At 47.7% G+C, this 18,899-nt stretch carries 17 protein-coding genes; 4 read left to right on the top strand and 13 right to left on the bottom strand.

The genetic code is table 11. From position 1 onward, the window contains the following. Positions 1-2: 2 nt before the first annotated feature. The 3 genes from ilvC to ilvB (KRP56_07305) form a co-directional block, all read right to left on the bottom strand. Complete coding sequence (gene ilvC / locus KRP56_07315; protein ID UAL07605.1) at positions 3-989, bottom strand: ketol-acid reductoisomerase; 987 nt, start codon at positions 987-989, stop codon at positions 3-5. A gap of 105 nt (positions 990-1,094) precedes the next feature. Further along, on the bottom strand, positions 1,095-2,765 hold the full coding sequence (ilvB, locus tag KRP56_07310; GenBank protein UAL07604.1) for a biosynthetic-type acetolactate synthase large subunit: 1,671 nt from the start codon (positions 2,763-2,765) through the stop codon (positions 1,095-1,097). Positions 2,766-2,862: 97 nt separating this feature from the next. Then, positions 2,863-4,530: a biosynthetic-type acetolactate synthase large subunit gene (ilvB, locus tag KRP56_07305; GenBank protein UAL07603.1), complete on the bottom strand. Its 1,668-nt coding sequence runs from the start codon at positions 4,528-4,530 to the stop codon at positions 2,863-2,865. A gap of 106 nt (positions 4,531-4,636) precedes the next feature. Here ilvB (KRP56_07305) and KRP56_07300 point away from each other — a divergent pair, with 106 nt between their 5' ends. Genes KRP56_07300 through KRP56_07290 form a run of 3 tightly spaced genes read left to right on the top strand, consistent with a single transcriptional unit; the run spans position 4,637 to position 7,540 of the window. Next, positions 4,637-5,659 carry a type II glyceraldehyde-3-phosphate dehydrogenase gene (locus KRP56_07300; protein ID UAL07602.1) on the top strand — a complete coding sequence of 341 codons (1,023 nt, stop codon included), beginning with the start codon at positions 4,637-4,639 and terminating at the stop codon, positions 5,657-5,659. Then, positions 5,659-6,903, top strand: a complete 1,245-nt coding sequence (gene pgk / locus KRP56_07295; GenBank protein UAL07601.1) for a phosphoglycerate kinase — start codon at positions 5,659-5,661, stop codon at positions 6,901-6,903. The genes KRP56_07300 and pgk overlap by 1 nt, the downstream gene beginning before the upstream one ends. Further along, positions 6,896-7,540, top strand: a complete 645-nt coding sequence (locus tag KRP56_07290; GenBank protein UAL07600.1) for a hypothetical protein — start codon at positions 6,896-6,898, stop codon at positions 7,538-7,540. The genes pgk and KRP56_07290 overlap by 8 nt, the downstream gene beginning before the upstream one ends. A 67-nt stretch (positions 7,541-7,607) precedes the next feature. On the opposite strand, the gene KRP56_07285 is transcribed toward KRP56_07290, so the two are convergent. The 8 genes from KRP56_07285 to KRP56_07250 all read right to left on the bottom strand — a co-directional run bounded on the left by KRP56_07285 (position 7,608) and on the right by KRP56_07250 (position 16,042). After that, positions 7,608-8,774: an aminotransferase class I/II-fold pyridoxal phosphate-dependent enzyme gene (locus tag KRP56_07285; protein ID UAL08506.1), complete on the bottom strand. Its 1,167-nt coding sequence runs from the start codon at positions 8,772-8,774 to the stop codon at positions 7,608-7,610. Positions 8,775-8,779: 5 nt separating this feature from the next. Further along, a complete protein-coding gene (gene dapF / locus KRP56_07280) occupies positions 8,780-9,607 on the bottom strand; it encodes a diaminopimelate epimerase (GenBank protein UAL07599.1) in 828 nt (275 codons plus the stop codon). Next, positions 9,604-10,860 carry a diaminopimelate decarboxylase gene (lysA, locus tag KRP56_07275; GenBank protein UAL07598.1) on the bottom strand — a complete coding sequence of 419 codons (1,257 nt, stop codon included), beginning with the start codon at positions 10,858-10,860 and terminating at the stop codon, positions 9,604-9,606. Before lysA ends, dapF begins: the two co-directional genes overlap by 4 nt. Continuing rightward, a complete protein-coding gene (locus tag KRP56_07270) occupies positions 10,857-12,221 on the bottom strand; it encodes an aspartate kinase (GenBank protein ID UAL07597.1) in 1,365 nt (454 codons plus the stop codon). Before KRP56_07270 ends, lysA begins: the two co-directional genes overlap by 4 nt. Next, complete coding sequence (dapB, locus tag KRP56_07265; GenBank protein UAL07596.1) at positions 12,218-12,997, bottom strand: 4-hydroxy-tetrahydrodipicolinate reductase; 780 nt, start codon at positions 12,995-12,997, stop codon at positions 12,218-12,220. Before dapB ends, KRP56_07270 begins: the two co-directional genes overlap by 4 nt. Positions 12,998-13,006: 9 nt before the next feature. Beyond that, a complete protein-coding gene (gene dapA / locus KRP56_07260) occupies positions 13,007-13,876 on the bottom strand; it encodes a 4-hydroxy-tetrahydrodipicolinate synthase (protein UAL07595.1) in 870 nt (289 codons plus the stop codon). 1 nt (position 13,877) lies between these two features. Beyond that, on the bottom strand, positions 13,878-14,300 hold the full coding sequence (locus KRP56_07255) for an Lrp/AsnC family transcriptional regulator (protein UAL07594.1): 423 nt from the start codon (positions 14,298-14,300) through the stop codon (positions 13,878-13,880). Positions 14,301-14,446: 146 nt separating this feature from the next. Beyond that, complete coding sequence (locus KRP56_07250) at positions 14,447-16,042, bottom strand: mechanosensitive ion channel family protein (protein ID UAL07593.1); 1,596 nt, start codon at positions 16,040-16,042, stop codon at positions 14,447-14,449. Between the two features lie 56 nt (positions 16,043-16,098). Here KRP56_07250 and KRP56_07245 point away from each other — a divergent pair, with 56 nt between their 5' ends. Continuing rightward, positions 16,099-16,962, top strand: coding sequence for a hypothetical protein (locus tag KRP56_07245; protein UAL07592.1), 864 nt, complete (start codon positions 16,099-16,101; stop codon positions 16,960-16,962). Here KRP56_07245 and amrS read toward each other — a convergent pair. Further along, complete coding sequence (gene amrS / locus KRP56_07240) at positions 16,952-17,965, bottom strand: AmmeMemoRadiSam system radical SAM enzyme (protein UAL07591.1); 1,014 nt, start codon at positions 17,963-17,965, stop codon at positions 16,952-16,954. The genes KRP56_07245 and amrS overlap by 11 nt on opposite strands. After that, a complete protein-coding gene (thiL, locus tag KRP56_07235; GenBank protein ID UAL07590.1) occupies positions 17,952-18,890 on the bottom strand; it encodes a thiamine-phosphate kinase in 939 nt (312 codons plus the stop codon). Before thiL ends, amrS begins: the two co-directional genes overlap by 14 nt. Positions 18,891-18,899 lie beyond the last annotated feature (9 nt).

The raw sequence follows: 18,899 nt of genomic DNA, 5'->3' as shown, positions 1-18,899 counted from the left end.
GTTTATTTCTTCCTCTCGAAGAGATGTCTGATCTCTCTTCCGGTTACCTCTATCTGGAGTTTGCTCTCGTCAGACTCCATCTTCTTGAGGTTCACAAGGCCTGCGTGCCACTCTGCGCGCCAGTCGTCCTTGAATTTACCGGACTCTATGTCGCCGAGGATGGATTTCATGCCTTTGTAGGACTCAGGTGTTATTACCCTGTCCCTTCTCGTCATTCCTCCGTACTCTGCTGTGTTCGAGACGCCGTCCCACATTCCCATGAATCCGCCCTTGTTGATCAGGTCGGTGATGAGTTTTGTTTCGTGAAGTACTTCGAAATATGCCATCTCAGGTGGGTAACCCGCATCGACCAGGGTTTTGAAGCCTGCTGCGATCATGGCGGTCAGTCCACCGCACAGAACGGCCTGTTCTCCGAACAGATCGGTCTTTGTCTCGTTGTCGAAGGTGGTCTCGAAGACACCGGCACGTGTGGCCCCCAGGCCTTTTGCCAATGCCAATGCGATCTTCTTCGCGTTGCCGGTTGCATCCTGGTGGACACAGACAAGTGCTGGAACTCCGAATCCCTCAAGGAACTGGACCCTTTCCATTGCTCCAGGGGATTTCGGTGCCATCATGACGACATCGATATCCTTAGGGGGGACGATGAGCTTGTACGTGATAGCAAATCCGTGTGCGAATTCGAGTGCTGCGCCCTTTTTAAGGTTGGGTGCTACATAGTCCTTGTATATGTCAGGCTGGATCTCGTCGGGGAGAAGCATCATGACAACATCTGCGCCTTTGACCGCATCTGCGAACTCTGCGACCTTGAGTCCATCCTCTTTTATGATGTTCCAAGATTTTCCTGTTTTCCTTGCTCCGACTGTTACGTCGAGGCCGGAATCATGGAAGCAAAGGGCCTGTGCCCTTCCCTGGGACCCATATCCGAGGACTGCGATCTTCTTGCCTTTGAGGACATTGATGTCCACATCTGCATCGTGGTAAATGTGCATAATTACACCTAGTGTTGGTAGACCCAACTCCTTATCACACTAAAATATATCGCATGTACAAGGCCTTGCTTACACTGAAACCAAGAGTCATTTACCGTAGTTCGGTCAGAATCTGCAGCGGCCTTTGATTATTGGGAGCTGGGAATTCGGCGGCAGCATCGGAGTTATATTCTCTTCGGGATCGATCTTGATCTCGACGAGACATGTCCTGTCACATTCGAATGCCTGTTTGAACGCATCGGCGATCTCGCCTGGCCTTTCTACACGTATGCCTCTGGCTCCAAATGCCTCGGCGACCTTTACGAAGTCTGGGTCGGCATCAAGCTTGGTTTCGCTGTATCTTGAATTCCAGAACAGATTCTGCCACTGCTTGACCATTCCGAGCCATCCGTTGTTCAGTAGGCAGATGACGACAGGCAGGTCCTCGGCGACAGATGTGGCCAGTTCCTGTATGACCATCAGAAGTCCACCATCTCCGGTAACGGTGACCACCTTGGATTCGGGCTTTGCGGCCTTGGCACCTATGGCCGAGGGCAATCCGAATCCCATCGTTCCGAAACTTCCTGAGGATATGAATTGTCTCGGGCGTCTTATGTCAAGGTAGTGCATCGCCCACATCTGGTTCTGTCCGACGTCGGTAGTAACTATGATGTCCTTGTCCAGGAATTTGTTGAGTTCATGCATGACCTTCTGGGGCACAATAGGGGAGCATCCGTAGTCAAAATCACAGGGACATCTTTTCTTCGCCTCTCTGATCTTCGCGTTCCACTGAGCATGGTTATCAGTATACCCACCGAGTGCTTCTATGAGCATCTGTGTTCCTATTTTTGCATCGCAAAGCAGATTGATGGACGGATGGTTGATATGTTTGCTGAATTCGGTCGCGTCTATGTCTATGTGTATGACCTTGCAACTTGCCGGATCCGTATGAGCGCTGAATGTCCTATCCGAGAACTTGGTGCCGATCGCGATTATGAGATCGGAATTCTTGAAGACCTCGAGAGCGCTGAGCCTTCCATGCATACCCAGGGGTCCCATGTTGAGGGGATGTTTTGAAGGGACAGCACCTATTCCCATCATCGGTGTCACGATGGGGGTGTTGGTCATCTCTGCCAATTTCTGGACCTCTGCACAGGCGTTACCAGTTATCACTCCTCCTCCGATCATGAGCACAGGCCGGTTGGCCATTCTTATCCAATCTGCTGCTTCCTGGAGTCCAGATATATCGGTCGCTAGAGGTTTGATGCTGTGTTCGGCCTCGTTTATGAGTCTCTCATCTATCTGTGAATTGACCTGATCCACTGGTATGTCTATGTGGACGGGTCCAGGTCTGCCTGTCTGGCAGATCTGCCAAGCTTCGGCTATGGTGTTCGGCATCTTGTCGATGTCCAGAACACGGAAGTTGTGTTTTGTGATAGGCATCATCAGGCTGTACGCATCGACCTCTTGGAAGGCACCAAGGCCGAGGGAGCCAGTTCCCACCTGTCCTGTTATGGCGAGCATCGGGGAGGAGTCTGCATATGCGGTGGCGATACCAGTTGTGAGATTGGTCGCCCCCGGACCGCTGGTGGCGAGGCAAACACCCGGTATCCCGCAGGCCCTGGCATAGGCATCCGCCATGTGTGCGGCGCACTGCTCGTGCCTTACAAGCACGTGCCTGATCGAGGAGTCGAGTATCTCGTCGTATATCGGGATGACTACTCCTCCCGGGTAGCCGAACATGGTTTCGACGTTCCTGTCCTCGAGCGTTTTTAGCAGTGCTCTTGATCCTTTCATACAATGAACCTTCTGAGACCGGATTAACGTCATCCATTAAAAGTATTACAGAAGAAAAAGGTAAATGGGACGGTCATCGACCGTCCCGTTAAGTGATTTAGTAAGAGCAGTCACCCTTGATGATGTTGGCCGATCTGTTTCCAGGGATCATCGGGGTTATATCGGCCTCACAGTCCGTAGGTATATCGACAAGACATGTCTTTCCGCAGTCCAATGCCTCTTTAAGGGCATCGCCGATCTCTCCCGGTTTTTCGACGCGTATGCCTTTGGCACCGTACGCCTTCGCTATCATACAGAAGTCTGGGTCTGCATCAAGTTCGACACCGCTGTAGCGTTTGTTCCAGAAGAATTTCTGATGCTGTCTGACCATCCCCAACCATCCGTTGTTCAACAGGCATATGACGACGGGGAAATCCTCTGCGACCGATGTGGCAAGTTCCTGTATGACCATCTGGAGTCCTCCGTCCCCGACTATCGTCATGACATTCTTTTCCGGTTTTGCGGCCTTCGCTCCGAGTGCGGAAGGAAGTCCGAATCCCATTGTGCCCATGCTTCCAGAAGAAATGAACTGTCTTGGGTTCTTTATGTGGAGATGATGCATCGCCCACATCTGGTTCTGTCCGACATCCGTTGTTATGATCATATCGTCGTCGATGAGCTTGTTTATCTCGTACATGACCCTTCTCGGATTTATGGGATCAGCGTCGAGGTTGCAATTGCAGCAGCAGCGCTTCCTGTATTCTTCCACGGTCCTGTCCCAGGTCGTGTGTTGGTCCGAGTATCCGCTCAATGCGTCGATAAGCAACTGTGTCCCTTTCTTTGCATCGCATAGAAGGTTGACGGACTCACGGTTGTGCTTGCCGAACTCGGTGGCATCTATATCGATGTGGATGACCCTGCATTTTTCACCTGGGGCCGTGTGTGGACTGTATGTCCTGTCAGAGAATCTTGTCCCTATGGCGATGATCAGGTCCGCATGGCTGAATGCATCGAGCGCCGGCATCCTGCCATGCATTCCCAGCGGCCCCATGTTAAGCGGATGGTCCCATGGAATGATGCCTATCCCCATCATCGGTGTGACAACAGGTATATTCGTCAATTCAGCAAGTCTTATGACCTCTTTACTGGCATTTCCGGTTATGGCACCGCCCCCGACCATCATGACCGGTTGTCTCGCTTCACGGATCCATTTGACGGCCTGACCCAATTCAGAGACATCCGTCCTTATGGGTTTGATGCCATATTCCTCGGTAAGCAATCTCTCATCCAGCTCAGCATTAAGCTGATCGACGGGAAGATCTATGTGGACAGGTCCAGGTCTGCCTGTCTGGCATATGTCCCAGGCTTCTGCGAGTATATGCGGTAGCTTCTCTGGGCTCAGAACACGATAGTTATGTTTTGTGACTGGCATCATCAGACTGTATGCATCTATCTCTTGGAAGGCACCGAGTCCCAGCGATCCAGTTCCGACCTGTCCGGTCAAGGCTATGATAGGCGACGAATCTGCATATGCGGTGGCGACACCGGTTATAAGGTTGGTGACACCAGGACCGCTGGTGGATAGACAGACACCAGGTATCCCACAGGCCCTGGCATAGGCATCTGCCATGTGCGCGGCGCACTGCTCGTGTCTGACGAGTACATGCCTTACGGACGAATCTATGATCTCGTCATAGATAGGAATGACGGTGGCTCCGGGATATCCGAAGACGTATTCTACATCTCTGTCCTCCAGCATTTTCAGCAGTGCTCTAGATCCTTTCATTTGGAATCCTCGGGGTAGTATTGGCTGTTCCGTTAATAATTTGTCGCGTGCGAGTCACGTAAGATTATTTTATGGGTAGACCATTTGACCTATGCAGGGAAACTATATGGCGAAAGTAAAGGTCGGGATTAACGGATACGGAACCATTGGAAAAAGAGTTGCCACAGCGGTCAGTCTCCAGAAGGACATGGAGGTCGTGGGGGTCACCAAGACAAGGCCCAACTTCGAGACACTGATGGCCATAGAGAAAGGGTTCGATGTTTACATTCCAGAAACGAGCGTTGATGCATTCAATAAAGCTAATGTGAAATATGCTGGAACCATCAAAGACCTTTACGATAGGATCGATATCATGGTGGACTGTACACCAGGTGATTTTGGTGAACAGTATAAGGCGGAGTATGCCGCAGCTGGAATCAAAGGAATATTCCAGGGAGGCGAGGACCACGGGCTTACAGGCATATCGTTCAATTCCACTGCCAATTACAGTGAATCATGGGGCGCCCAGTTCTCGCGTGTCGTCTCTTGCAATACAACAGGTCTTCTCAGGACCCTTTTCCCGATAGACAAGGAATTCAAGATCAAGAACATTTACGTTACGATCGTCAGAAGAGCGGCCGATCCTGGAGACAGTGTCACCGGCCCCATCAACGGATTGGAGCCCTCGGTCAAGCTTCCCACCCATCATGGTCCGGATGTGCAGAGCATAATGCCGTGGCTCAACATAAACACCATGGCAGTGAAGGCATCCACAACTCTGATGCATATGCATACCGTCGTCGTTGAGCTTTCCAGAGAGACGACCACAGAAGAGGTACTGAACGTCTTCAGGTCCTCTCCCAGGGTCAGGATGGTCAAGAGCAAGGACGGGATAAAGACCACAGCAGAGGTCATGGAGATGGCAAGAGATATCGGCAGGGACAGGTCCGACATGTATGAGATCGTGATCTGGGAGGACGGTGTCAAGGTGGTCGGCAACAAGCTCTACTACTATCAGGGCGTCCATCAGGAATCCGATGTTGTTCCAGAGAATGTAGATTGTATAAGATCAATGTGCAAGTTGGATGAGGATGTGGCGAGGTCTGTAAAGAAGACCAATGATTCCATGCACATCCCCAACAAAGGGTGATGAACACGCAACACGACTTTTACACGCTCGATGACTTTGATTTCAAGGACAAGACCGTCCTTTTGAGGGTGGATATCAATTGCCCCATATCGAAGGATAAATTGGAGATAATAAACGATGTCAGGATAAGGTCGATAGTCCCTACGGTCAGGGAACTTATTGGCAAAAGGGCCAAACTCGTGATCCTGGCACACCAATCAAGGAAAGGAAAGTGGGATTGCATAGGCCTGGAGCAGCACGCAAAGAAGCTTTCGAGAAATCTCAATATACCGGTGAAATACGTCAATGATGTCATCGGCGATGAGGCCAAGAAGGCGATCAAAGCATTGGAACCCGGACAGGTCCTTCTTTTGGGGAATGTCAGGGAGATAGACTCAGAGAGCGAGGAGTTGGACATGTATGTCCATGCCGAGGGCGAGATCGTAAGAGAGTTGACGCCTTTGATCGATTACTATGTGTGTGATGCTTTCGGAGCCGCCCACCGTTCCCAATGTTCCCTTGTTGGATTCCAGATAAAGGTCCCCTCTGCATCTGGAAGATTGATGGCCAGAGAACTCTATGCCCTTCAATCCATATTCAATAACCCTCGTCGTCCCTCAGTATTCATTCTTGGAGGGGCCAAGTTCGGTGATGTGCCGCATATGATCGATGTGGTGATGGAGCATGATATGGCCGACACGGTGATCATAGTCGGTCTGGCCGGTAACGCATTCTTATATGCCAGGGGGGTGGATATCGGTGAGGCCAGTAGTGCCATTTTGAAGGAAGAGCTCACTCCCGAGAACATCAATACTGCCAGAGCGGTCATTTCCAAATACGGTTCTCATATCTTGCTGCCTGTGGATGTGGCGGTCGAAAGGAACGGAAAGCGTGTATCCGTCAACATAGGTGACATGCCAACTCCCGAACCTGCTTTGGACATAGGAGATCAATCCATCGAGAAGTTCCAGAAGGTCATCGAATCATCTCAGACCTCTTTCATGTCAGGTCCTGCAGGAATGTTCGAGAAACCCGGTTTCGAGGTTGGTACAAGGGCATTGATGGAGGCCATGGTCAATAGCAAGGGGCTTTCTGTCATTGGAGGAGGACACACCGCAGGGGCGGCTGAGAAGTTCGACTATGCAGACAGGATGTCCTATCTGAGTACAGGGGGAGGGGCGCTCGAGGCATTCCTTCTGAGAGAGCCCATGCCTGTGATAGAAGCGTTGAAGCAGTCCAAAAAGGTCTTCAAGGCAGATGATTGATATAAGCACGTCAAAATATATCGAGATCGATACAAAGAATTGGAAACGCTCTCAACACTGTGCCGCGTTCAGGGACTGTGTTCAACCTCAATACTGTGTGACATTAGATCTCGATATAACAGATTTCCTCCAAATGGTCAGAAGAAGGGACATCTCATTCACGCTGGCGTTCGTTCACACGGTCGCTGAATGTGCAAATGGGATCGAAGAGTTCAGATATCGGTTTTTGGATGGAAAGGTCGTTCTTTATGAAAGGATAGGAACGATGTTCACATACATCGAGGACGGCGAAGACCTATTCAAGGTGATAAAGGTCCCAATGCATGATTCTATGTGCGAATACATATCTGCGGCGTCGGATGTTATAAAGGATCAGAAGGAATATTTCACTGGGTCGCCTAGTAACGATGTATTTGTTTTTTCATCGATGCCTTGGGTGTCTTACACTCACATATCTCATACAGATTCAGGTAAGAAGGATAATGCGGTCCCCATGTTCGATTGGGGAAAATACTATGAAAAGAACGGAAGAACGGTGATGCCGTTCTCAGTGCAGGTACACCATTCTTTTGTGGACGGGATACACATAGGGAAATTGGTCGCATCCATTCAGTCACATATCGATTCTTACAAGTGAGTCATCGTAGAATTTTAATAAAAAAGATCTTTTTTAAGTGGTTTCAGGGGGAATTCCCCCTTCAAGTTTAAAGATAACTGCCTCTCTTCATTCTGGCGAGTGCTTCTTTGATCCTTTCGACAGGTTCGGTCACGGTCATCCTGATGTATCCTTCCGCAGATTCACCGAATCCGGATCCAGGTGTTACGACGATGCCGAGGTCCACCATCTTTGCTGTGAAATCGAACGAGGGCATTCCACAGTCGAACCAGATATAGAAGGTCCCTTTGGGCATGGTAACTTCGTACCCTAGTTCTCTCAGACCGTCCACGAGCACCTTCCTTCTGAGTGCATATTCCTTCATGCTGTTCTGGACGACTTGAGGGATCTCTCCATTTGGTCCATACATCTCAAGTGCTGCGATGGCGGCCTTCTGTATGAATATGGGCGCTCCTGAATCGATCTGTCCTTTGCATTTCTTCAATCCCGCGATGAGGTCTGGATGACCGACGGCGTATCCGAGTCTCCATCCGGTCATATTGAATGTCTTGGAGAACGATCCGAATTCTATGGCATCAGGGCCGATCTCAAGTATCGAGGGGGCCTTGTAACCGTCATAGCACATTTCCGAGTAGGCGTTATCGTAGCAAAGGATGGTCTTGTTCTTCTCGCACCAGTCATACACATTTTTCAGGTATTTCTTGTCGCATGTCGCTCCGGTGGGATTGTTCGGATAGTTGATATACAACATCCTCGCCCCTTTGGGGCATTCATTCATATCAAGGAGCCAGTTGTTCTCCGCCTTTAGAGGTACCAGAACGCATTTGGCTTCATTGAACAGGGTCGAAGCTCCAGAGTAAACTGGGTATCCGGGGCTTGGAGCGATTATTGTTTCACCGCAGTTCACGAATGCCTGAGATATGTTGAATATCGCTTCTTTAGAACCTATGGTTATGCAAACATTCTTATCAGGATCGATATCCAGATCGAATCTTTTCTTGTACCATTTGGCCACTGCCACTCTAAGGTCTTTTTCTCCTTGGGATGACGAATACTTTTGATTGGAATTGATCTCTACGGCCTTTTTCAATGCATCGACGATAGGTTCTGGCGTTGGAAGATCAGGGTCCCCTATGCCGAAATCGATGAGGTCCCATCCCTCTTTCTTCTTGGAAGCAGTGAGTTCTTCCAGCCTTACGAACAGATAAGGCGGTAATTTTTGGAGTCTTTCCGATTGTTCGAATTTGGTCATGATATCACTTAATTGAGTTTTCCTTCGTAAACTAGTTCTGCTGGCCCTTCCATGAGTACATAAGTAAGGTCCTTGTCGACCGTTATCTTTAGCCATCCTCCGGGTAGGTGAACATCGATCGGCACATTGAAAGGCACCAATCCATTGATCGCTGCAGCGGTTGTTGTGGCACACGCCCCTGTCCCGCAGGCCAGGGTCCATGCCGCACCCCTCTCATATACGGTGATGTATATTTTTCCATCCTTTATCTTGCAGAATTCGACGTTGGTCTTCTTGGGAAAGAATGGATGGCATTCTATGATGGGTCCCAATCTTCTGACCTGCTCGTTGGAAAGGTCCGAGAATGTTATGAAATGGGGATTTCCCATGGATACGGCATTTGCTTTGAATCTTATGCCATCTGCTTGGAACGGTTGATCTAGGAACCTTCCATCTGCATTGATCGGGACCTTTTTCGCATCCAGTATGGGGGCGCCCATGTCTATCTGCACCGTAGAGACCTTTCCATTCTCTATGTTAAGCTTCGCCTTCATGTTTCCGGCGAGTGTATGGATGGTGAATTCTTCTTTTTTCACTATGTTGAAATCGTATGCATGTTTGGCTATGCATCTGATGCCGTTGCCGCACATCTCTGCTTCGGAACCGTCGGCGTTGATTATCCTCATGGTTATGTCGGTCCCTTCCCCTGGTAGGAGATAGAGCACTCCGTCTGCCCCAATGCCGAAGTTGCGGTCGCAATACTTCTTGCAGAATTCCGTATCTATACTCAGGTCTCCTTTGGAGCCGTCCAATAAGATGAAGTCATTGCCGATGCCATGGTATTTCCAGAAGATCATTTTATGAGCCTCTTGGGTATAATCTGGTGTCTCCACTGTTCTTCGACGGTCTCCTTTTCGCGTATGAGATCCGCCTTGCCGTTGTTTACCAGCACTTCTGCACAGAGAGGTCTCGAATTATAGTTGCTTGACATGGTGAATCCATACGCTCCCGCATTGTACACGACAACGACATCTCCTTCCTCGGGTGTAGGCAGTGCCCTGTCATGTGCAAGGAAGTCCCCAGATTCGCATATGGGCCCGGCGATATCGTATTTATCGGTCGCCGCTTTTCCGAATCTGTTCCCTATGGCGACGTAGTGATAGGAATCATACATTGCCGGACGGATGAGCGTGTTGAAGCCAGCGTCCACGCCGATGTATTTCTTGGTCCCCGCATCCTTGACGTCGACACACCTTGTTAGAAGTATGGTGGAATCACATATGATGTATCTTCCGGGCTCTAGGATGATCGTCTTGATATCGGTGTTCTCGGTTATGATATCGGTCACATTCATGGCCAGTTCATCGAGGTCCATCTCTTCCTCATTCATTCTATAGGGGACGCCGATGCCTCCGCCCATGTCTATGAACTCCAGTTCTATGCCGTTCTCCTTCAGTTCGTTCACGGTATCGGTAAGCACATCCATCATTTCCATGAAGGGTTCTACCGATTGTCCTCCGGAGCCGATGTGTGCATGTATGCCTTTGATATTGAATCCAAGTTCCTTTGCTCTGAGGTATGTTTGTATGACCTCTTCCTTGGGTATTCCGAATTTGGAGCCTTTTTTGCCTGTTATGACCTTATCACTGTGTCCAGAGCCAACCCCCGGGGTCACACGGAATGAGATGGGGAGGTTTTTGTTGATCTTCGACAGTCTTTCCAATTCAGATCTGGAATCGACGTTTATCATCACACCCATGTCGGTTACGGCTTTGAGTTCGGCGTTACTTACGTTTACACCAGTGTACATTATGCGCTCAGGGGGAATTCCTGCTTTGATGCAGGTCATAACCTCTCCTACAGACACCGCATCAATGCCACAGCCTTCTTGATTCAATATGCTTAGTATGGCCAAACTGGTGTTAGCCTTGCAGGCATAATGTATCTTGGTGTTCATGTATTTCGAGAATGCACCGTATAGATTCCTATAGTTCTCTCTGAGCATCTGTTCGTCGGTGACGTATACTGGCGTGCCGAACTTATCAGCGATTTCTGTTACTGGCATTCCGCCGAACATCATGATTCCGCTCTTTCCTTCGAAATCCCTCATATGTTTTCACCTACGAATTTCTTGTGGAGTATCTTGATTACTTCTGTCACTCTGAACATCGGAACCACGAAGTTGAGTGAAACATCAGATGCCCCTTCGGATATCATCTCGACGTTCGCCCTTGCTTCTTTCACAGCAGTAAAGATATCTCCAGATACTCCACATCTTGATAGCAGGTCGTCCCCAACGGCGCAAACCAGTGCAACATCGCTCTTCACTTCTATTCTCTCAATGTCACCTGGTTCCAGTGTGTTCAACTTCATCATTGTCATCTTGACATCGTTGTTGTGTATCAGGAACGCTACTGTGGAAAGTGATGTTGATATTGAATAGATGATTACGTCGTTCTCGGACATCTTCTCGATGATCCTAGCGACCATTTTTGGCCTGTATGCTATCTCTGCGGAACTTATCGATATGATGGATAGGTCTGTTTTTACAGCCACGCTTTTCAGCATTTCGTCTGTCTTTTTCTTTAGATGATGTATCAGTGTTCCCGGGTCTTCAGGTTTGAACGAGTTCTTCACCTTGAGAGGGATATGCTTCATCCTAACAGGCTCTATCGTTCTGGGGTGGAGCACCTTGGCGCCAAAATATGCCAGTTCTGCAGCTTCTGCGTAGTTCATTTCGTCAATGCTTACCGCATCGGGTATCACCCTTGGGTCTGCTGACATGAAACCGTTCACATCTGTCCAGATCTCAAGCATATCTGCATTGAGACCATTTGCTACCACCGCAGCGGAATAATCTGAGCCACCTCTTCCGAAGGTCAGGACCTTCCCCTCATCGTTTATTCCATAGAACCCGGTGATCACGGGTATTATGTTGTTTTCGACGACAGGTTTGAGCTTCATGGTCATCAGCGTTTCCGTTTTGCTCAACATGGCGCTTCCGTTCAAAGGCCTTCCTTCCGCGCTTATGCCGCAATCTTCGGAGGTCATTGCGATTGCCTTTTGTCCCATGGATTTCAACACATGTGCAAGTATGAGGGTGGAGAACCTTTCTCCCTGAGAGGATACATTATCCTTGTAGAAGGGGTCCTCTGCTGCCTTCTTGTTCATGATCAGTTTCCTGAACTTATCGAACCTGATATTGTATTCTTTCATGAACGCAGCCAGTTGCTCTTCGTTGAAGAGTTTCTTGGCGGCATCTAGATGTTTCTCATTGAAATCATCAATTACCTTTTCTTTTTCCTTCTCGTTTGCTGTTTCAGCGGCACTCACAAGGAAATTGGTCACACCAGACATCGCTGATGCTACAACCACTTTTTGGCCTTCGCTGTTGATTATTATACTTGCAACTCTCTTCAATGCTTCTGGAGACCCTACGCTTGTGCCTCCGAATTTCATGACTGTGATCATAGGTCTAACACCTCGTTCATGCTGTGGACCTTTCCGTCCTTCTTGTAGGCCATCCATCTTATCGATGTGACACATCCTCTCGCCAAAGCCTCGCGAGATATGGCCTTATGTGTCAGTTCCAAGCGCTCCATGTTCTTTGCGAAGATCACCGTATGGTCACCGATGATGTCACCGGCACGGATGGAGTGGATACCGATCTCTTTTTGTCTCGGACCGGTGACACCTTCCCTCCCGCATACTGTCTTCTCAATGCCGGTTGCCGCCTGGAGTCTTTTTACTGCTTCCATAGCGGTACCTGAGGGGGCATCCTTTTTGGCGCTGTGGTGCGCTTCTATAACCTCGATGTCGTAATCATCGAGATATGTTGCCATGATCTCGCACATCTTCCAGAATACGTTCACTCCGACGGCGAAATTAGCTGAGATGAGTGCCGAGGTGTTGTTTTTGGCAACATTAGCAGACATCTCGTCGATGATATCCTTTGGCACAGCAGTGGTTCCGAGGACGATGTTAGCCCCCGTATTCGGGATATCCACGAGTATCTTGGATGCTGCCGAGGGTGTGGTTAGGTCCACATAAACATCAGCATCCTTGAGCAGTTCTTTGAGAGAATCAGGCCCTCTAGCTATGATACCGGGGTACAGTTCTTTACCTATGTTTCCACCAGAGGCCGAGACGATAGTACCGGAGAGGTTCATATCTTCGGATCCAATAATCAGTTCGCAGACCAGGCTTCCCAATTTGCCTGTCGCGCCCCCTACGACGACATTTATCATTTTATCAACTCAGAGACCCATTTGTTTCAAGACAGGGTCTATCTTCTTCTTTGCTTCTTCCGATATGGGAAGAAGAGGAAGACGTGGGCATCCGTTCCCATATCCGAGTCTTTCCATTATGTATTTTATAGGTATCGGATTCGATTCTACGAATAGTGCAACGAAAAGAGGATGCAGATATTTGTCTATCGCTTCGCCTTCTGCTTTCTTGTCTTCCATGAGCAGATTTACCATATTGGAGACCTTATCTGGGCAGCAATTCGACGCAACGGAGATAACCCCGTCGGCCCCCTTACACATAAGGGTGTAGGTTAGTGCATCGTCACCGCTAAGGACCTCGAAACCTTCGGGTCTGTTCCTAATAATCTTTTCGATTTGCGAAAGATTACCGCTTGCTTCCTTTATTGCAATGATGTTATCTATGTTCGCCAATCTCAACGTGGTGTCCGCGTCGATGTTGGATCCCGTTCTTCCAGGTACATTGTAAGGTACAAGAGGTATGTCAATCGCTTCGGCTATTGTCTTGTAGTGTTGGTATATGCCTTCTTGCGTGGGCTTGACGTAGTAAGGTGATATGGACAATATGCCATCAGCCCCTAGGTCCTCTGCTCTTCTGCTCAGCATAACTGCTTCAGACGTACAATTGCTGCCTGCTCCTGCTAGGACCTTTGCTCTTTTGACCTGGTCCATCACGATCTGGATTACATGCACGTGTTCTTCGTGGGAAAGTGTAGCTGATTCTCCTGTTGATCCGCAGGGTACTAGTGTGTTCACTCCATTCTCTTCCTGGAAATCCACCAATCTTCTGAGACTGTCCTCATCTACAGATCCGTTCTTGGAGAACGGGGTGATGATCGCGGTCGACGTGCCTTTGAACATCTTAACTATCTCCGAAATGTTCTTTGAGGATAAGACGAGTACGAGTACTCAATATATTGTCATAACGGCGGACCCTTTCTATTATCTCATTAAGGTTCTGGGATGACTCCACATCAACTATGGCGATTATATCTTGATCTCCGGTGACTTCGAATACTTCAGTAACGCCTTCATACCCAGCAAGTTCTTTTGCAATAGCTTCGGTGTCTGTGTTGACGTCAATCCTTATCTCTACAAGTGCTTTGACATTCTTCGAGCTTGTTTTAATGGTAAATCCGCGGATTATACCTTCTTCTGTCATCCTGTGTACCCTGCTTCTTACCGTCCCTTCGGATACACCTAATTGGCTGGCTATCTCTACGAACGGGCACCTGGAGTCCTTCTTCATGATCTCCAGGATGTGTTTGTCAAGGTTGTCTATCATTTTTGTCACCGTACTTCGTCAGATTTTCGTTTTTCGTAAATCTGTTGCGGATAACCCAAATTATACTATATAAACTCTTATTAAGCGTGAGCATCTCTTCGAAAACAATAAACGAAGATTATAAACAAAAATGTCTGAGAAGGGGTTTATCCGTCGTTGTGTACATAGTCTACATGGACGTCCATTTGTGGGTAGGGTATGTTTATGCCCTCTGCCATGAATTTCTTGTAGATCTCTTCACCAAGTTCAGCCCCGACTTTGGAGTAGTTGTTATAATCTTTGACATAGACGGTCAATCTTATCTGTATGGAGGAATCTTGGAATGCGGTCACTCTTACGTAGGGGAGTTCTACCGAACCATCGATGATGACTTCCGCGTGGGTTCTTCCGATGTCCAACATTATCTGTTTGGCTTTGTCCAGGTCTGTTCCGTATGCAACGGTCATGAAGACGTGTATCTTGTAGACCAGGCTTTTGCCGGTCAGATTCGTTATCGCAGATGATGCGACCGAGTTGTTGGGCATGATGATCACATCCTCATTGGCCCAGTTCTCGAAGGTCGTGTTCATGACACTGACCTTCTTGACCTTGTAAGTTTTTTCGCTGGTCCCGACTTGTACCAGATCACCCGTTTTGAATGGACGTGTTGTCAGTAATACGATTCCGCTGAAGAACTGGTTCAGAACACTCTGTGCACCCCATGTGATTCCAAGGGTGACCAATCCGGCGCTTGTTATGACAGCTGCCATGTCGAATCCAAAACTCGTTAATATCGCTGCGACGGCAACTAGGGATATTATGATCTTTCCTATCAGATGGAATAGCGGCTCAAGATCGCTGGGTTCGTCGGGATATAGGTCATCCACATCACCAAGTACGATCTCATTGTGGATCCTGGTCAATGTGTATGTTATGAATGCCTTGTACAGATTCCAGGCTATTGTCGCCCCTAGGCATATGTATAGCACGTAGCTCCAAGTTTTGAAGGTCGATATTACATCGACTGGCGCTCCGTATATGGCCAATGAAAGATCTATTGAATATAGTATTGCGATGAGAGATAGGAATTTCTCGAGACTTCTTCTGTACTTCTTCCTTTCCTCTTTTGTGTAGCCGTGGAAGATGATCTTCATCAAAATAGGTGCGACTATCATTATTATTATCATTCCGATAATCAATGCGATGAAGAAGGATATCACAGCGGTCGCGAGAGGGCTGTTAAAGGGACTTGGAAAAGGATTGACGAATATACCTATGATCTTGTTATAACTCTCTCCGTCGTCCAGGGATGAGGATACAGTCATCTGGAATGTATATTCATTGTATACTATTGTAGTGTCGTCCGAATCAAGGGACTGTATCTGAAGCGATATAACAAGATCGAATGTACCCGAGGATGAATATCTATCGGCTGTGAGGGTGATCGTCAGCTCCTTTGTTTCCTGCCCTGCAAGTATGAAATTATTCTCACTGGATACACCAGTCACATTGTCCACGGATTCGATAGTGATCGATATCCAACGTTGATTGGATAAACTAGGATCCTCTTGGTACTCCAGATTGTTTGCTACGATTACATAAAGAACGTATGTGTACGAGGACTCTATCTCAAATTTCTCACTTGTACTTATGAGGCTTACATCACTTTCGTCAGTAGCGTCAGCAGTAGCGATAGGGCACACTACTATTGTGGCAAGAAGAGCCATAATGGAAAGTGCGATAATTGCCCTCTTTGACCTCATTGGTCTACGGGCAAGCCATTTTAACATAAAATGGTATTGATGGGTAGGGGAGAGACATGGAAACGGATTGGATATTTTTTGTTCTTTTTGCAGTAATGCTTGTTGTGATGGTATCAGCAAGCATAAGTGATTGGAAAGAACGTGAAGTATCCGATGAACATTGGATGATACTGGGTTCTGCCGGAATAATTGGCTTTACGATCATGTGTATAATTGAGGATGAACTTAGGTGGGAATATATTTGTCTGGCTATAGGTTCATTCATGATATTGATCGATCTTTTTGTGGATTCTGATAAATTGTTGGTACCCTTTTATTTCATCATGGCGATATTATTCATCTTGCCTTTGTATAATATGTACGGTTTAGGCAATCCGTATCTTGTGGCATGGGTTTCCGTACCTTTGAGTTATATCGTCTTCGCAGGGATGTACATTTTTGGCATACTTCAGGGAGGTGCCGATACAAAATGTTTGATCTGCCTGGCAATGTTGTTTCCCATATATCCCAGTATGTTCTTTTTACCTGTCATATCCGTTCCCGGAAATTTGTTGAGTGACATATTCACATTCGCGATCTCCTCTCTTTTCATCGGAGCTTTCTTAGTGGTCCTTCTTTGCGTCTATTATCTTGTTTTGAATTCTTTGAGGGGGGATAAGGGCAAAGGCATGGCAATTGGTTATATGATGGACATCGGAGAGGCAAGAAATTCTCACGTTTGGCCTATGTATGATTTTGAAAACGGAGAGTTGGCAAAATGTGATGTGCCAGACGACCCAAAGGACATATACGATCGTTTGGAGAATGCAGGGCATACAAGGATATGGGTGACGCCTATGGTGCCATTTATGATACCTTTGACATTGGTGGCGGTCATACTAGTATTGGTAGGAAATCCGCTATTCTTGGTCAGCGTATGATGGGAAGTTTGGTCTTACAGCAGGAGCATCTCATGCCGTCCAGTGCTACAATGTTCACCAAGTAGCCTATGCGCTTTATCACAGCAGTTCCACATTCCGGACAATAAGTGTCAGAAGCATCATCTGTAATTACATTGCCGACATAAGCATAATTCAATCCGCAGTTCTCTGCGATATTCTGACATTCCAATACCGTTTCTATCGGTGTGATCGGTATATCTAGCATCTCGAAGTCGGGATGGAATCTTGTGAAATGCACAGGTACATTTGGTGATAGATTATCCCTTACCCAGATACAGAATTTTTCTACTTCTTTGTTTGAGTCATTAAGGCCCGGTATCACAAGATAGGTCAATTCTACATGGACCTTTTCCTCGAATATTATTTTGACAGATCTTAGCACATCTTCCAAATGTGCTCCGCAGATCTTCATATAGAATTCATCGGTGAAGCCTTTGATATCGATATTCATAGCATCGCTTACTTTACAAAGGTCTCTGAGGGGTTCTTCGTTCACTAACCCGTTACTTACGATAATGCATTTGAGATCTGGGTCGCACCTCATTATGTCCAGTATATATTCGTACCAGATCATGGGTTCGTTGTATGTGAACGCAATAGCGTCCATCTTTTCTTTTCTGCAGAGTGCTACTATCTCTTCTGGGTCTTCGTATGTTGTGCGTTTTTTCCCGGTGGGAGAGAGTGATATCGCATAGTTCTGACAATTTTTACAGGACATGTTGCATCCGATCCCTCCGATGGAAAAGACCATGCTTCCAGGATAGAAGTGGTAAAGTGGTTTTTTCTCAACTGGGTCTACACATATCGAAGATACTCTGCCGTAACTGTAAGCGGAAAGGAAATTCTCTTCGCCTTTCCTAGCATTGCATTTTCCCAGACCGCCTACAGGTATCCTGCACCTATGGGGGCACAGGTCACAGACATATATGTCTCCGTCGCGGTGGTAGTATTTGGCCTCGATGCTTGGGTTAATATTGGCCATTTTTCATCATTGTCCTTTTGCCATCTTCCAATATGTACGGGCCATCCTCGTTGGTTACCATTCCTATGATGGAGAAGGCGAGGCCGGCTTTGTAAAGATCGGTTATTTTTTCCTTTTTGAATGTGAACAGGAGTTCGTAGTCCCCACCCCAGTATAGGATAAGGTCCTTTCTGTCCATTTGAAGTTGGGATGCTATATCGTCCACGTTAGGTAGTACCGGGAGAAATTCCATCTGTATCTCCATCCCTACATGGCTAGCCGAGCATATAGCTCTGGCTGCTTCTGCAAGGCCGTCTGAAAGATCCATGCACGAGGTTACCGCACCAGATTTTGACATCATCATCCCTTCATCCACTCTGGGAACAGGCACAAGCAGGGCAAAGGTTGTTTCCTCGTCATCGATGTCGTTCTCTATCGCATAGAATCCGGCAGCGGCAGATCCCAGATTTCCGGTCACAGCGATCATATCTCCTGGTTTTGCTCCGGACCTTATCAGGGGCGCTCTTCCATCAAGGGTTCCGATAGCGGTACCTGTTACGGATCCATGTCCGAATTTGGTATCGCCGCCCACTATGTATGTATCGCAGAATTCGGCGCATTGATCCATTCCGCTCATGATGTCATAAAGGTCGTTCTCGTCCATGTCTTCAGGCAATACCAGTGCAGCAAGTATCCCTACTGGTCTGGCTCCCATACTGGCTATGTCGCTGAGATTGACCGCGGCGGCCGTCCATCCGAACTGTTCCCACGTCATGTTCTGAGGTTTGTGTCTCTCAATGGTGACAGTATCTGTCGTAATTACGACCTTATCGGTTATATTCACTACTGCCGCATCATCTCCGGGTCCGATCTGTGGTGCAGGTCTTATGATCTTCTTGATGTTGCTGATAAGCGTCCGTTCACCCACATCTTTCAGAGAGACCATTGTTCCTTT

Origin of the sequence: Candidatus Methanogranum gryphiswaldense, from assembly GCA_019262145.1 — an archaeon.
GTDB classification, from domain to species: Archaea; Thermoplasmatota; Thermoplasmata; order Methanomassiliicoccales; family Methanomethylophilaceae; genus Methanogranum; species Methanogranum gryphiswaldense.
Note: the sequence above shows the minus strand (reverse complement) of the source record. Positions and strands in the feature narration are given on the sequence as shown.